Source organism: Streptomyces sp. 142MFCol3.1, assembly GCF_000424945.1.
GTDB classification, from domain to species: domain Bacteria; phylum Actinomycetota; class Actinomycetes; order Streptomycetales; family Streptomycetaceae; genus Streptomyces; species Streptomyces siamensis.
Genome location: NZ_AUKV01000001.1, coordinates 371,922 through 386,318, shown reverse-complemented (window position 1 = coordinate 386,318; position 14,397 = coordinate 371,922). Strand labels below are relative to the sequence as shown.

The 14,397-nt window shown below is 72.9% G+C and carries 12 protein-coding genes, 2 pseudogenes and 1 riboswitch; of the genes and pseudogenes, 8 read left to right on the top strand and 6 right to left on the bottom strand.

Annotated features, from left to right (window positions below; genetic code table 11):
* The first annotated feature begins 22 nt into the window (after window positions 1-22).
* Both H305_RS0101700 and H305_RS44190 read left to right on the top strand, forming a co-directional pair.
* Window positions 23-679 (top strand): helix-turn-helix domain-containing protein, encoded by a 657-nt coding sequence (locus H305_RS0101700; protein WP_028798881.1) that lies wholly within the window; start codon window positions 23-25, stop codon window positions 677-679.
* 32 nt (window positions 680-711) lie between these two features.
* On the top strand, window positions 712-828 hold the full coding sequence (locus H305_RS44190) for a DUF6126 family protein (RefSeq protein WP_037762114.1): 117 nt from the start codon (window positions 712-714) through the stop codon (window positions 826-828).
* 34 nt (window positions 829-862) lie between these two features.
* Here H305_RS44190 and H305_RS0101690 read toward each other — a convergent pair whose 3' ends face one another.
* A complete protein-coding gene (locus tag H305_RS0101690; RefSeq protein ID WP_028798880.1) occupies window positions 863-1,660 on the bottom strand; it encodes a tyrosine-protein phosphatase in 798 nt (265 codons plus the stop codon).
* A gap of 173 nt (window positions 1,661-1,833) precedes the next feature.
* Between H305_RS0101690 and H305_RS49950 the strand changes: the two are divergent.
* From H305_RS49950 to H305_RS0101670, 4 genes and pseudogenes are all read left to right on the top strand, one after another.
* Window positions 1,834-2,181 (top strand): annotated as a pseudogene (locus H305_RS49950) (GH36 C-terminal domain-containing protein); the annotation flags it as partial.
* A gap of 285 nt (window positions 2,182-2,466) precedes the next feature.
* Window positions 2,467-2,640, top strand: a riboswitch (cyclic di-AMP (ydaO/yuaA leader).
* Window positions 2,641-2,644: 4 nt separating this feature from the next.
* A complete protein-coding gene (locus H305_RS0101680) occupies window positions 2,645-3,532 on the top strand; it encodes a M23 family metallopeptidase (protein ID WP_028798878.1) in 888 nt (295 codons plus the stop codon).
* 356 nt (window positions 3,533-3,888) lie between these two features.
* Entirely contained in the window at window positions 3,889-4,674 is a 786-nt protein-coding gene (locus H305_RS0101675) for an SGNH/GDSL hydrolase family protein (protein ID WP_028798877.1), read from the top strand.
* Window positions 4,675-4,820: 146 nt separating this feature from the next.
* A complete protein-coding gene (locus H305_RS0101670; protein WP_028798876.1) occupies window positions 4,821-5,564 on the top strand; it encodes an SIMPL domain-containing protein in 744 nt (247 codons plus the stop codon).
* Window positions 5,565-5,686: 122 nt separating this feature from the next.
* Here the strand turns inward: H305_RS0101670 and H305_RS0101665 are convergent, their stop codons facing one another.
* From H305_RS0101665 to H305_RS44185, 5 genes are all read right to left on the bottom strand, one after another.
* Window positions 5,687-6,307 carry a TetR/AcrR family transcriptional regulator gene (locus tag H305_RS0101665; RefSeq protein WP_028798875.1) on the bottom strand — a complete coding sequence of 207 codons (621 nt, stop codon included), beginning with the start codon at window positions 6,305-6,307 and terminating at the stop codon, window positions 5,687-5,689.
* Window positions 6,308-6,799: 492 nt separating this feature from the next.
* Complete coding sequence (locus H305_RS0101660) at window positions 6,800-7,219, bottom strand: hypothetical protein (protein WP_028798874.1); 420 nt, start codon at window positions 7,217-7,219, stop codon at window positions 6,800-6,802.
* A 97-nt stretch (window positions 7,220-7,316) separates the two neighbouring features.
* Complete coding sequence (locus H305_RS54315) at window positions 7,317-7,505, bottom strand: hypothetical protein (RefSeq protein WP_234020604.1); 189 nt, start codon at window positions 7,503-7,505, stop codon at window positions 7,317-7,319.
* Between the two features lie 327 nt (window positions 7,506-7,832).
* Window positions 7,833-9,011 carry a glutamate dehydrogenase gene (locus tag H305_RS0101645; RefSeq protein ID WP_028798873.1) on the bottom strand — a complete coding sequence of 393 codons (1,179 nt, stop codon included), beginning with the start codon at window positions 9,009-9,011 and terminating at the stop codon, window positions 7,833-7,835.
* A complete protein-coding gene (locus tag H305_RS44185; RefSeq protein ID WP_028798872.1) occupies window positions 9,008-9,820 on the bottom strand; it encodes a thiamine pyrophosphate-dependent enzyme in 813 nt (270 codons plus the stop codon). Before H305_RS44185 ends, H305_RS0101645 begins: the two co-directional genes overlap by 4 nt.
* Before the next feature lie 413 nt (window positions 9,821-10,233).
* Between H305_RS44185 and H305_RS0101635 the strand changes: the two genes are divergently transcribed.
* Together H305_RS0101635 and H305_RS55655 are read left to right on the top strand one after the other, a co-directional pair.
* Window positions 10,234-11,451, top strand: coding sequence for an MBL fold metallo-hydrolase (locus H305_RS0101635; RefSeq protein WP_028798871.1), 1,218 nt, complete (start codon window positions 10,234-10,236; stop codon window positions 11,449-11,451).
* 343 nt (window positions 11,452-11,794) lie between these two features.
* Window positions 11,795-13,483: pseudogene (locus H305_RS55655) on the top strand (ATP-binding protein); the annotation flags it as partial.
* Between the last annotated feature and the right edge of the window lie 914 nt (window positions 13,484-14,397).

Here is a 14,397-nt window from a genome sequence, read left to right as displayed (position 1 = left end):
ATAGTGCGGCTCAATGGAGGGCATGAACCCTGTCGAGGGTAGCGACCCTTCCACTCCGCAAGCGGCAGAGGGGCCTGCCGCCGAGCTCCCCGCCGTCGCGCCCCAGCTGCGCGAACTGCGCCGCCGTGCCGCCCTGACGCTGGAGGCCGCGTCCCGCGCGGCCGGGCTCTCACCCGCCCATCTCTCCCGTCTGGAGACCGGGCAGCGCCAGCCCTCGCTCCCGATGCTGCTCGCGCTCGCCCGCGTCTACGGTACGACGGTTTCCGAGCTTCTGGGCGAGACGGTCGTCGAGCGGCACGCGATCGTGCGCGCCGCCGACATGGAGCCGACACAGGCCGGCGGCTGGACGTACTGGCAGGCCGGAGCCCCGGGCCGCGGTATGCAGGCCCTGCGGGTGCACGTCCCGCACGGCTCGCAGGGCGACATCGTGCGCGTCCACCCCGGCGAGGAGTGGCTGTACGTCCTCACCGGGCGACTGAGTCTGCGCCTCGGGGACACCGCGCACATCCTCACGCCGGGGGACAGTGCGCACTTCGACTCACTGACCCCGCACCGCATCGCCGCCGCCGACCCCGGCGGGGCCGAGCTCCTCTTCGTACACACCCTGTTGCAAAGTCCGACCGCCGCGCTGTGCCTCGGCCCGGCGGCGGGACACCTCACCCCGGGAGAGCCGTCATGACCGAACCCACTCCGACCGGTCCCCGCAAGTCCATGGAGGAGAAGTTCCCCCGGGCGCTGTGGGTGAGGCTGATCATCTACGTCGCCGTCGGCCACCTCTTCGCGGCCTTCATCTACCTGCTCTTCACGCTGGGCGCGCAGGGCCAGTAGACGTGCCGGGCCGCAGGGCCGGTCCAGGGCCGCGTCAGTCGAGCAGGCGCTCGCGCAGGCGGTCCCGCACCTGCGGGGTGACCCGCAGCGCCTGCTCCAGGTAGGTGTCGACGCCGCCCCAGGTCTCCTCGATGGTCTCGAAGGCCGCCGTGAGGTACTCGGCGCGCGCGTCGAACAGGGGGCTGAGCAGCTCCATGACCTCCGGGGAGTACGCGGAGGGGGCGGAACTGCTGCGGTGCACCTTGTAGCGGCGGTGCTTGGCGTTCGACTCCAGGTAGTCGGCGACGATCGCGTCGCGCTCGACACCGAGGGCGAGGAGCGTCACGGCTATGGACAGGCCCGCGCGGTCCTTGCCCGCCGCGCAGTGCATCAGCGCGGGCACGCTGTCCTCGGCCAGCGAGTGCAGCACCTGGGAGTGCTCCGTCGTGCGCTCCTTGATGATCGTGCGGTAGGAGACGACCATCCGGTTCGCGGCCTTGCCGTCCGAGAGGATCGAGCGCAGCTGGTCGAGGTCGCCGTCACGGACCATCTTCCAGAACTCCGCGCCGTCGGCCGGGTCGGTGAGCGGAAGGTTCACGTTCCGTACGCCGGGGAGGTCGACGTCGGGGCCCTCCAGCTTCTGGTCCGAGGCGTTGCGGAAGTCGAAGATCGTGTGCAGGCCCAGTGAGGAGAGGAACGTGGCGTCCTTCTCGGTCGCGTGCGCGAGGTGGCCGCTGCGGTACAGCCGCCCCTGTTTCACCCGTCGGCCGTCCACGGTGGGCAGGCCGCCCACGTCCCGGAAGTTGCGTACTCCGGCCAGCTCGGGCTCGGTCGACGGGACCTGCTGCGTCACGTGGACTCCTCACATTCGGCCGCCGGTGCCGCCCAGGTCCTGCCCGGTGGCGTGTGTCGGCGGGTTGCGCTCTCGACCATACGACATGGGTTCCTGAGGCAATGAGTTGTCCACAGGCGTTGCCCGCGGGGCACGGCCGCCGGGAACATGCCGGTATCTGATCGAGGTCCGCGTGGAGCGAGGAGGAGCTCGCCGAGGCGCGGGAATGGGTCGGCCTCTACAAGGAGATCCGCCCTGTCGTGCAGCGCGGGGACCTCTACCGTCTGCGCCCTCCGGAGGGCGGCCTGAGTGCCGTGCAATACGTCCACGGCGACGAGACGGTGGTGCTCGCCTGGCTCCAGGCCCAGCGGTACGGCGAGCCGACAGCTCCGCTCCGACTGCGCGGACTCGACCCGGCGCAGGCGTACGAATGCCGCGAAACGGGTGAAATCCATCGTGGTGCAGTGTTGCTGCACCACGGACTGCGGACAGGCCTGCGAGGAGACCTCGATGCCGCGGTAGTCCGACTGCACCGCATATGACCGTTCTGCCGGAATCGGGACCTTCGTTCCAACTGGCCCTGGATTGGGGCGCCATGCGGTGGGCCGCGTGAGCAGCGTCATATTCGTGACGATGCGTCGCGGCCCGCTTTTCGCAACGCGCCCGTACCCACGGGCCGGTTGAGGGGGAGAAAAGATCATCTCTTCACGGAGTGTGACGGGCATTTCCGACATGGATCAAGAAAGGTGGGCGCGCGAAGAAATCTCCTGGTTGTGGATGCGCTCTCGTCTCGCTTACGTTCGCCCTCACTCCGGACGGACGCCTAATCCTGCCGCCGGCCGGAATCCGCACACAGACCCGCACACGGCAGGAGCGGGGGACCCAAGGTTCCATGCCTGTTCCGGTCTCCGGAACGGCTCGGGGTACAGCCGCGCCGACGCGTGGCCGGGCATCTCCAGCCCGCACCCGACAGCTCACCTCGCAGGCGCCGGAGAGGAACTCGTCATGCCCGCGAAGGGTAAGCACCGCCGCCCCAAGTCCCCCCGCCTCGCCCGCTCGATCGCCGTCGCCTCAACCGGTGGCGCCGCACTCGTGCTGCCCCTGCTGGGCGCCACGGGCGCCCATGCCGCGGCCCCCGCCGCCACCGTCGCGCAGAAGGCCGGGAAGGCCGTGGCCGCCGCTCCCGTCGCGGCGAAGAAGGTCGCCGGGAACAAGACCTACCGCGTCAAGGCCGGCGACTATCTCTCGAAGATCGCCGACGAGCAGAGCGTCCGCGGTGGCTGGAAGAAGCTGTACTCCGACAACCGCCCAGCCATCGGCGGCGACCCGGCACTGATCCACCCGGGCCTGGAGCTGACGATCGGCGCGAAGGCCGTGTCCGCCGGCGCCACCCAGTCGTCCGCTCCGGCCGCGAAGACCGCCGGCGCTCCGGCCGCGAAGACCGCCGGCGCCCCCGCCCCCCAGGCCGCCGCGAAGAGCTACTCGGGCTACACGCTGCCGGTCGCGGGCGGCAGCGTCGGCACCTCCTACAAGGTGGCGGGCAGCATGTGGTCCAGCGGCTACCACACCGGCGTGGACTTCGTGGTCCCGACCGGCACCACCATCAAGTCCATCGCCGCCGGGACCGTCGTCTCCGCCGGCTGGGGCGGCGCCTACGGCAACCAGGTCGTCATCCAGCACGCCGACGGCAAGTACTCCCAGTACGCCCACATGTCGGCCCTGTCCGTGTCGGCGGGTCAGACCGTGGCCGCCGGCCAGCAGATCGGCCTCTCCGGTGCGACGGGCAACGTCACCGGACCGCATCTGCATTTCGAGATCCGCACCACGCCGAACTACGGCTCGGACGTGGACCCGGTCGCCTACCTGCGCTCGCACGGTGTCGCCGTCGGCTGACACCTCACGCAGTCCCCGGCGCCCGCCGCTTCCTGCCGCGGACGGCGGGTCCCGCTCCTGACGGCGGGACCCGCCGTCCGCGAGGCAGGACCCCCTCCGAAGGCCGGACCCCCGATCCCCGGGGTCCGGCCTTCGGTGCGTCGACTCGTCAATCCGGCGCCACCGGTGCCGGATTGCGGCCCTCCGCGTGCGGACTCGGTCAACGCTCCTGATCAGGGCCCTATTCCGGATTGACCAATACTTGACGAGTGTCTTATATCACCATCCGTCAACCCTTCCTTACGGTCGCGTAGCTCACATCGAAAGGTGAATCATGGTCCGACGTGGCAGACGATTCGAAGAGTGACAACAGATCAGTGATCGGGTCGTACGTGGCGGTGGGGGACAGCTTCACCGAGGGCGTCGGCGACCCCGGTCCGGACGGGGCCTTCGTGGGCTGGGCCGACCGCTTCGCGGTGCTCCTCGCGGACCGGCGCGCCGAGGGCGACTTCAACTACACCAATCTCGCCGTGCGCGGGAAACTGCTCGACCAGATCGTCGCGGACCAGCTCGGGCGCGCCAAGGAACTCGCCCCGGACCTGGTCTCCTTCTGTGCGGGCGGCAACGACATCATCCGGCCCGGCACCGACCCCGACGAGGTCGCGGAGCGCTTCGAGCGCGCGATCGCCGACCTCACCTCCGCCGTCGGCACCGTCATGGTGACCACCGGCTTCGACACCCGTGGTGTGCCCGTGCTCAAGCACCTGCGCGGCAAGATCGCCACGTACAACGGACATGTGCGTGCCATCGCGGACCGCTACGGCTGCCCCGTGCTCGACCTCTGGTCCCTCAAGACGGTTCAGGACCGCCGTGCCTGGGACGGCGACCGGCTGCACCTCTCGCCCGAAGGGCACACCCGGGTGGCGCTCCGCGCCGGTCAGGTCCTCGGTCTCGACGTGCCGGCTGATCCGGACCAGCCCTGGCCGCCGCTGCCGCCCCGCGGCACGCTCGAAGTGCGGCGCGACGACATCCACTGGGCGCGCGAGTACCTGGTCCCGTGGATCGGGCGCCGGCTGCGCGGCGAGTCGTCGGGAGACCATGTGGCCGCCAAGGGCGCCCTCTCCCCGGACGACATCAAGATGCGCATAGAGGCGGTCGCCTGAGCCGCGCCGGCGCCGGCGGATTCCCCCGCGGGCGGCTCGACCAGTGAGGTGACGGCCCGGGAGTGGCGTGGGGCGGAGCGCGGCACGCGGTGCTGGGATGACCGCGAACCGCCCCCGCGTCCCGAGGGGGCCCGAAGGAGACCTCCATGCCCGCCCGCCGCGTGTCCACCGCACTCGCCGCGACCCTCCTCGCCCTCGCCCTCCCGCAGGCCGCCGCGGCCCCCGCCCTCGCGCTGGGGGCCCGCCCCGGCGACGCCGCCGAGTCCACCCCGTCCACGGTCACCGTCACCGGACAGGGCAGCGCCACCGCCACACCGGACGTCGCCGTCCTCGGCATGGGCGTCGCGGCCACCGCGAAGACGGCGAAGGAGGCTCTCGCCGCACAGACCACCGCGTCGAACGCCCTGCTCGCCGCCGCGCGCGCCCAAGGTGTGGAGGAACGGGACATCCGCAGCGCGAGCCTCTCGCTGTCGCCGGTCCACGAGATCCACGACGGGACCTCCGAGTCGACCGGCTACGAGGCGGCGCAGTCGTTCTCGGTGAAGGTCCGCGACATCGCCGCCACGGGCAGGGTCCTCCAGGCGGTCACGGACGCGACCGGGGACGCGGGACGCATCCAGTCCGTCGTCTTCGACGTGGCCGACCCCGCCCCGCTGCACACCGCCGCCCGCGAGGCCGCGTACGAGGACGCGCACGAGAAGGCACTCCAGTACGCGCGCCTGGGCGGCCACCGGCTCGGCCGCCTGGTGTCCCTCACCGAGGACGGCGGCGGCGAGTCCCGTCCGGTCCCGATCGCCGCGGCGGCCTTCGACCAGGGCGGGACGGTGCCGGTCGCACCCGGAGAGATCCGGGACACGATCACGGTCATGGCGGTGTACGAACTCCGCTGAGCCGTCGCCGAGGACCGCTCGGCCAGGACGGCTCCGGCAGGGACACCGTGGCCGGCGCTCAGGGCTCAGTCGTGCGCCGAGGTGAGGCGTGGACCGGCAGTCGCTCCCGCAGGGGGCGGGGCTCAGCGCACCGCCGCCACCAATGCGGCCCGCTCCAGGCCCAGTTCGCGCGCAAGGGCCTCGTCCACCCACTCGTGGGTGCGCGCCCGTGACACCGCGCCCGCGTACGCCGTCATCTGCACGGCCAGACCGTCCAGCAGCGCGGTGAGCCGCAGCGCCGCGCCGGTCGGGTCCGGGCAGTGGAACTCGCCCGCGGCCACGCCTTCCGCGATCACCTCGGTGAGCGCGGCCTTCCACTGCTTGTCGAGGTCACGCGTGACCTCCCGCAGCGCGGGCTCGCGCAGCGCGGCGGCCCAACCCTCGATCCACAGCCGCCAGCCCTTGGCCTGCCCGGTCGGCGCGTACCAGCGCACCGCGGTCCGCAGCCGGCGCAGCGCGGTGGTGCGTCGGCCGAGAAGTTTGCGCAGATGGGCGAGGTCGTCCTCGGCCGCGTGGGCGAAGGCCGCGGCGACCAGCTTCTCCTTCGTCGAGAAGTGGTACAGGACCAGGGCGTTACTCACCCCGAGCGCCGAGGCCACATCGGCGATCCGCACCGCCGCCACACCCCGCGCCTGGATCTGCTCGACGGCGGCCCGCAGCAACTCCTCGCGCCGCTCCGCCACGCTCAACCGCACTCTCGCCACGCCGCAACCCTAGTCCCTCGCCCCCGGTGATACGGGCGCAGGGCGCCATCGCGGGGCCCCTCCAGGCACGCGAACGCGGCATCCTCGGCCGGGCGTCCGCCCGCCCCGGCGCCCGCACCTCGACCCGTGGACCCGCCCGCCCGGCTGATGCCGGACCCCTTGACACCGTCGCACGGCGGCGACCACAGCACCGCGCCTACTGACTGTTCATTCAGTCAGTAGGCGTCAGGTGTGTGTCAAGGCATTGAGGCCGGTGAAGGCCTCCTCGAGGTGCGCCCCGTACGTCCCGCCGCTCGTGCCGTTCGTGGGGATCGGGCTCGCCTGCTACGCGGCGGGCGCGCGGACCCGGCGGGATAAGGGCCGGCCGGGGAAGCCGCCGGAACCGGCCGGCCGGACCGGCTGGTGCGCGTCGGGCGAGCCGCCTGAACCGGCCGCACCCGTCGGCCCGAACCCGGACGGCCCGGGCCGGGCCGGTTCCGGCGCTCCGGGTGATCAGTCGACGAACTGGTAGTCGGCCTCGATGCGGCCGTCCTCGCCGAGGACGAGGAACTCCAGGCCGCCGCCCGTCACCCGGTCCTCGACCCGGTCGAAGGATTCCCAGCGGAACGTGATGACGTCCCGGAGCACGCGGGCGGGCTCCTGGATCCTGAAGAGGTACGTCCCCGGCGCCACGAACTCCTCGTACGCGCGGGTCACGCGCGCGTGCAGTTCCTCGTGGCCGCGGGCCTCCAGGACGACGGTGCCGAAGCCCAGGGCCACCGCCCGGTCGTGCATCTCCTGCGGAGGGCGGAGGACGTGCAGGCCGTCCTCCGCCCAGAGGCCGTGGACGGTCTTGCGGCGGATCTCGGGGTCGGGCTCGTTCCAGACGCCGATGTAGCGCTCGATCAGGTCCTGCGCGTCGAAGGCGGGCATGATGCTCCTCGTGCGGGTCGGTGCGCCGGCCGCGGTGTCCGCGGCGGCCGGCGGGTTCTCGTGATGTCACCGACTCTGCTCGCGGCCCGCCCGTGCCTCAATTCCCGCCAGGGAATGGCCGTTCGGCCAGGACTCCGTGGACGCCCAGGGCGATCGCCCCGCCCGGGTGCGTCATCAGGGGGTCGACCTCATGCTCGGCGAGCTCGGGATGCTCGGCGGCGGCTCGGGCCGTCGCGCACACGGCCCCCGCGACGGCCCGGAGGGACACGGCCGGCGCGCCGCGCAGGCCGGTCAGCAGGGGTGTGTGCCGCAGCTCGGCGAGCAGGGCACGCGCGCGCGGCCGTCAGCGGCGCCGTGCCGGCCGGCTGCTCCGCCGTGACGCCTTTGACGCCCACCATCGTCAGGGGACCGAAGGCAGCGCCGGTCCGACCGGGCCGGAACGGCGCTTCGTCCAGTCCGCCGCCGAGCCGGTCCACCAGGTGGAGCGACCGGCGGCCACGGCGCGCCGGGGCGTCCTACGCCGGCCGGTAACCCCACTTCCCGGGGTTGCCGGACGCGCCGACCACGGCGACGGAGGCCGGGTCGAAGAGGGCGGCCAACTGCGCCATTGCCGTCATTCGTACCACCCGAAGCGTTCGGCGATCACCGGCAGCCGCTCGGTGACGAGGGAGTGCGCGGCGGCCCGCGGCGTCGTCCCGTCGGCCTCGGCGCGGGCCAGCATCTGGTCGATCAGGGCGCGCATGGACCGCCGTGTGTACGTGAACGCCTCGTCCGCGTCGGCGCCGATGTCACCGAACAGCGTCCACCACCACCAGGCGTTCGTGCCGGAGTTGACGACGACGTCCGGGAGGACGGTGACCCCGCGCGCGGTGAGCGACTCCTCCGCCTCCGGCAGCACGGGCATGTTGGCCGCCTCGACGATCCAGCGCGCGGTGATCCGCCGCTGGTTCGCGCCGTCGATCGCGTACGAGACGGCCGCGGGCACCAGGACCTCCGCGTCGGCGGACAGCCAGGCGTCGCCCGGCAGTTCACGGTCGACGGGCCGCAGCGCGGAGCGGTCGACCGTCCCGTACACGTCCCTGGCCGCGAGGAGCGCCTCCACGTCGAGGCCGTCGGGGTTGGCGATCGTGCCCTTGACGTCGGCGACGGCCACCACGCGCAGTCCCGCCTGGGACAGGAAGCGCGCCGTGGCGCCGCCCATGGTGCCGAGCCCCTGCACGGCCACCCGCGTGCCCGCGTACGGCACGCCCGCGCGGTCCAGCGCCGCGAGCAACGACTCCGCGACACCACAGCCGCCCACCAGTTCGTCGAGCCCGATGCCGTCGACGTCGACCGCGAAGGCGTTCGCGAGCCGTCGCCGGGCCGTGGCCTCGTCGTCGAGCAGCGGATACACAGCCTGGATGGAGGAGACGAGCCCCGCCTCCTCGACGGCACGGTCGACCAGGTCCTGGGTGAGGCCGAGGTCCTCACCGGTGGTCCAGCAGCGCTCGATGTACGGGCGCATGGCGCGCAGGTAGCGCACGAGGATGCCGTACGCCGCCGGGTCCTGGGGGTCGCAGTCGATGCCGCCCTTCGCGCCGCCCAGCGGGACGTAACGCCCCTCGGGGTTGTAGTGCAGCGCTTCCTTCATGGTCATGCCGCGGGCGAGCCCGGCGACCTCCTCCAGCGTGCATCCCGGGCGCATGCGGAGGCCGCCGCTGGAGACGCCTCGCACCAGCCGGTCGACCACGAGGAAACCCTGGCGGCCGGTGACGTGGTCCGTCCAGGTGAGTGACATAAGAGGGGCGGTCATGGGGTCTCCTCGGGGATGGTGATCAGGGTGAGGCCGGGGGTGCGCAGTGCCTGGGAGAGCGCGGTCGTCAGCTCCTGCGGGTCACGCGCGCGCGTGCCCTGCCCTCCGTAGGAGCGGGTCAGGGCGGGCAGGTCGACCGGTGCGAGATCCACCGCGGTGGGGGTGTCGCCCCGTGCGGCCGTCTCGTCGCGGATCTCTCCGTAGCCGCCGTTGTCGGACACCGGCACCAGCAGGGGAAGCCCGAGCCGCGCCGCGGTCGCCGGTTCCTGCACCGTGAACTGGAGGCCACCGTCGCCGCTGAGCGCCACCACCTGGCGATCCGGGCACGCCACCCTGGCGCCGATCGCCGCGGGCAGCGCGTGGCCGAGCGTGCCGAAGCCGGTCGGGTGAAGATAGCGGCCCTCGGGGCCCAGCGGGAGGTGGGGAAGGCCTCCGTAGCAGCGGCACTGGGCACTGTCCGAGGCGACGACCGCGTCGTCGGCGAGGACGGCACGGACCGCCCGCAGGTACGGCAGCCACCGGGCGTCGCGTGCAGAGGTCTCGGCGACGCGGGCCGCTCGCAGGAGCCGCGCCGCGTGGGCGGGCCCGGTGTCGTCGGGGACGGCGTCTTCGGGGACCGCGATGCGAGGGCGGTCCGGGCGTCCGCGGCCGTCGGCACCTCGGCTCGGACCGCATCGTCGTCGTGGACCGCGTCCTCGCCGTGGTTCGCGCCGTGGTCGCGGACGGATCTCGTCCCGCGCGAAGGACCGCGTCAGCTCCACGATGTCGCGCCGCTGCGCGCTGAGCAGCTCGGTGGGGAGGTCGGACATCGTGCCTCCGGGTGCGGACGGGGCGATGGGGCCGGGGCCGCGGGTGATCCGGGAACCGGAGGACCGGGTATCCCGGGGCCCGGCAGACGATTACTGAATCATCAGTCAGTATCGGAAGCGACCTCGTGCCGTGTCAACGTACTGAACGATGAATCAGTAAAAGGCGTTCTCACGTCCCTCGGCGGCGGGAGAGGAACCGGTGACTTCACGATGTACGCGGTGCGATGCCCCGGGGGCGACTTCGCCGGCTCGTGGTCGAGTACGGTTCCCTCGCGCGGAAGAAGTGCGTGCGCGGTGGGGTTGAGGGATGCAGAACGAGGCCGGTGGACATCGCGCTGTGACCGGGGCGACCCGGTGCTGTCAGAGGCGACGACCATAATGAAAAGCCTGACCGACTCCATCTGGAGGTATCCGTGACCGGTTTCCGTACGTTGAGCTCCGGGCTCCGCACCTTGCGGCCCGCCGCCTTCGGCGCGGATCCGGGTGGTGAGCGCCTGGAGCGCATCCGCCGGTCCCCGAACTTCGCGGACGGTGTCTTCCAGAATCCGGAGCGTGCCCGGACCCGCCCCGACGGGTCGATGCTGGAGTTCGCGAAGGTCTACTTCCGCTCGGAGGAGCGCGTCCACCGCACCCCGACCGGGACGGTACCGGTGCACGCGACGACGCTCGCCGACCTCGCGCGGCCCGCGCCGAGCGGGCTGCGGCTCACCTGGATGGGGCATTCCAGTGTGCTAGCCGAGATCGACGGGCACCGCGTGCTCTTCGACCCCGTCTGGGGCGAGCGCTGTTCCCCCTTCGCCTTCGCCGGCCCCAAGCGACTGCACCCGGTGCCCCTGCCGCTGGCCGCGCTCGGCCCGGTCGACGTGGTCGTCATCTCCCACGACCACTACGACCACCTGGACCTGCCCACCATCAAGGCCCTGGCCGGCACGGACACCCTGTTCGCCGTGCCGCTCGGCGTCGGAGCGCACCTCGAACATTGGGGAGTGTCGCCCGACCGGCTGCGCGAGCTGGACTGGCAGGAGTCGACGAAGGTCGGCGGCATCACCCTGACCGCCACTCCGGCGCGCCACTTCTGCGGGCGTGGCCTGCGCAACACCCAGCACACCCTGTGGGCCTCCTGGGTCGTCGAGGGCGACGCGCACCGGATCTACCACAGCGGCGACACGGGGTACTTCGACGGATTCAAGGACATCGGCGCCGAGCGCGGCCCGTTCGACGCCACCATGATCCAGATCGGCGCGTACAGCGAGTTCTGGCCCGACATCCACATGACGCCCGAGGAGGGTATGCGGGCCCACCTGGACCTCCAAGGCGGGCAGCCCACCGGCGTGATGCTGCCGATCCACTGGGCCACGTTCAATCTGGCGCCCCATCCGTGGGCGGAGCCCGGGGAGGGGACGATCGCCGCCGCGCGCGCGAGGGGCGCGCGCGCCGCGCTGCCCCGCCCCGGCGAGCCCTTCGAGCCGACCGCCGAGACGGTTCCGGCCGAGCCCTGGTGGCGAGGCGTGGCCACCGCACCGGCCGGTGGCTGGCCCCCGGCCGGGGGCGAGCGCACCGATACGCCGGGTGACGTCGCCGAGGGCGCGGCGGAGGGCACCGGAGAGCCGGAGACGGTGCCCGCGGGCTGAAATTCGTATCGACGGCGAGGGCCGGGGAGCGCATCGCTCCCCGGCCCTCGCCGTTTGTTTGCGACCGCTTCTGACCAGCTCCGATCGAATCGAGGCGCCAGGGGAACGCATGTCCGAGAGGGTTATCGGTCGGTCGTGCGACGCCTCATACCAGAGCGGGACGTCGGCCGGGGGACTTTGTCAACTGCCCACCGCACATGATGGCTTGGCGACTACTGTCAGTTGCCGTCGGGCGACGCGGGGCCGATTTTTTCGGCTCTCCCGACTGACACCGCGATGGCGCACGCCCGAGTCGCGGACCCGCGGGAGCCCCATGCCCCGACGTACCAGTACGAGGACGCCGATGTCTCACCTTCGCGCACCGGCCGCACGCGCAGACCGTCGTGAGGGCGGCGGGCGGCACGGACGGCCGGTCGCCCACACCGCCCCGTCGCAGCCCGAGACGCATCTGCGGCCCCAGCTGCTGCGCCTCGCGGTGCTCCCGCCGACCGCCGTGGCCCTCAGCGCGTGCGCGGCCGTCCTGTTCATCGTGCGCTCCACCGGAGCCCGGCCCGGCCTCGTCCTGTGGGCCGTCCTCGCCGGAGCCGGCGGCGTCGCCCTGGCCGGCATCCTGATCGCCGCCGTGGCGGCCGGCCGCGCCGCCAGGTCCGTACGGGACCGCGTCGGCGCACTGCGGCGCAGCAGCGCCCGCACCGAGGACGAACTGCGCGCCCTCGTCGAAGGACTGCGCCGTGGCGAGAGCCCGCCCGCGCGCAGGACGCGCCGTCAACCCCCCGCGCACGCCGACGACTTCGATCTGCTCGCCGCCGACCTCTCGCGCGCCCACGACGGTGCCGTCGCCGCCGTCGTGCAGGCCGCCCAGCTCTCCAGTCGGACGGGCAGCGAACAGAAGGTCGAGGTCTTCGTCAACCTGGCCCGGCGCCTCCAGTCGCTCGTGCACCGGGAGATCTCGATCCTCGACGAGCTGGAGAACGAGATCGAGGACCCTGATCTGCTCAAAGGCCTCTTCCACGTCGACCACCTCGCCACCCGCATCCGCCGCCACGCCGAGAACCTCGCCGTGCTGGGCGGCGCCGTCTCACGCCGCCAGTGGAGCAACCCGGTCTCCATGACCGAGGTGCTGCGGTCCGCGATCGCCGAGGTCGAGCAGTACTCCCGGGTCAAACTGGTGCCCCCGATCGACGGCACCCTGCGCGGGCACGCGGTCGCCGACGTCATCCATCTGCTGGCCGAACTCGTCGAGAACGCCACGGTGTTCTCTGCCCCGCACACCCAAGTGCTGCTGCGCGCGGACCTGGTCACCTCCGGCCTCGCCGTCGAGGTCGAGGACCGCGGCCTCGGCATGCCCGTGGACGAGCAGAACAAGATGAACGCGCTCCTCACCGATCCCGACCAGGTCAACGTCGCCAGCCTGCTCCAGGACGGACGGATCGGCCTGTACGTCGTCTCGCAACTGGCCCGGCGGCACGGCATCCACGTCCGCCTCCAGAGCAACATCTACGGCGGGGTCCAGGCCGTGCTCGTCGTCCCGCAGGAACTGCTCGGCAGGGCCCCGGGCGAGACAGGGGCGCTGCCGCAGGGACGGCCCGACGCGACGGGAAGGGGACCGCGCCCCGCGTCGGCGGATCCGAACCCGCATCCCGCGCCGGCGGGACCCGCCGCTCGGCCCGTGCCCGCACCCGCGGATGCCCGGGTGGCGGCGCCCGTGCCCCGGCAGGCCCAGCGGGAGCAGCAGCCCCGGCGTGTCCCGCAGGCCCGGCCCGGCGGTGCCCCCGCACCGCTCCCCGTACGCGGGACCCGGGCGGCGCGGCCCAACCCGGCGGACGCCGTGCCCGGCATCCGCCCGGAGGACCGGCACACCGTCGCGGAGAACGGGACCGCCCCGCCCACGCCACGCGTCGGGACCGTGCGCGGCACCATGGGCAAACCCCAACTGCCCAGGCGGCGGGCCCAGGAGCACATCGCGCCCCAGCTGCGTGACGGGCCGGCCCCACGCCAGGACCCCGAGTTCGTCGCCGGTCACGACCCGGGGCTGATGGCCGCCTTCCAGCGGGGCATCGGGCTCGCGGAGGCCGCGCACGCCGAGGCGGCGCGCGGGGAGGAACCGCCCGCGGACCGGCCGCACCTGGACCTGGTCCGCACGGACCTGCCGACGCCCCGGGCAGCGGGTGCCGCGGATGCCGGGCACGGCGGCGACCACCACGCAAGCCTCGGAGGCACGGGCTTGGGCAGCGAGGGTCCCGGGAGCGGCGGTTCCCATTACGCGGGTCTCGGCAGCGCGGGCCCCGTGAACGGCGGCGCCCATTACGCCGGTCTCGGCAGCGCGGGTCCCGGTCGTGCAGACCCCGGCAGCGCCGACGCCCACCACACGGGTCCGGGGACCTCGGGTCCCGGTCCCGGTCATGAGGGCCCCGGCAGCGCGGACGCCCAGCACACGGGCCTGGGCATCGTGGGTCCCGGGCACGGCGACGACCACCTCGCGGTTCTCGGAAACGCGGGCGTGAGCCACGCGAATGTCGGGAACGTGGGCCGCTGGGTCCGGGGCGCCGGTCCCGCGGATCTCGGGAGCACCGGTGCCGGTCACCCGCGCCTGGGGGACCTGGGCGCATGTCAGGCGGACCTCCGGAACACCGACGCGGGGTTCGGCAGCATCGGTGCCGGCGACCTGCTTCACGGAAACGCGGGCACCGGTCATACCGAGGCGGGGCTCGGGAGCACCGGCGCCGGTCACCCGCGCCTGGTGAACCCGGGCGCAGGCCAGGCGGACCTCCGGAACACCGACGCAGGGTTCGGGAGCACCGGTGCCGGTCACCCGCTTCACGGAAACGCGGGCACCGGTCATGCGGAGTCCGCGAGCACCCGCAGCGGGCTCGCGGAGGAGCCGGCCACGGCTCACATGGCCGAAGCGCCCACGCCGCACGGGCCGACACCGCTCGGGACACGACA

What these genes read in the sequence shown, in the direction of transcription:
- H305_RS0101700 (WP_028798881.1), top strand. Translation starts at nt 23, where the DNA reads ATGAACCCTGTCGAGGGTAGCGACCCTTCCACTCCGCAAGCGGCAGAG.
- H305_RS44190 (WP_037762114.1), top strand. Translation starts at nt 712, where the DNA reads ATGGAGGAGAAGTTCCCCCGGGCGCTGTGGGTGAGGCTGATCATCTAC.
- H305_RS0101680 (WP_028798878.1), top strand. Translation starts at nt 2,645, where the DNA reads ATGCCCGCGAAGGGTAAGCACCGCCGCCCCAAGTCCCCCCGCCTCGCC.
- H305_RS0101670 (WP_028798876.1), top strand. Translation starts at nt 4,821, where the DNA reads ATGCCCGCCCGCCGCGTGTCCACCGCACTCGCCGCGACCCTCCTCGCC.
- H305_RS0101660 (WP_028798874.1), bottom strand. Translation starts at nt 7,219, where the DNA reads ATGCCCGCCTTCGACGCGCAGGACCTGATCGAGCGCTACATCGGCGTC.
- H305_RS0101645 (WP_028798873.1), bottom strand. Translation starts at nt 9,011, where the DNA reads ATGACCGCCCCTCTTATGTCACTCACCTGGACGGACCACGTCACCGGC.
- H305_RS44185 (WP_028798872.1), bottom strand. Translation starts at nt 9,820, where the DNA reads ATGTCCGACCTCCCCACCGAGCTGCTCAGCGCGCAGCGGCGCGACATC.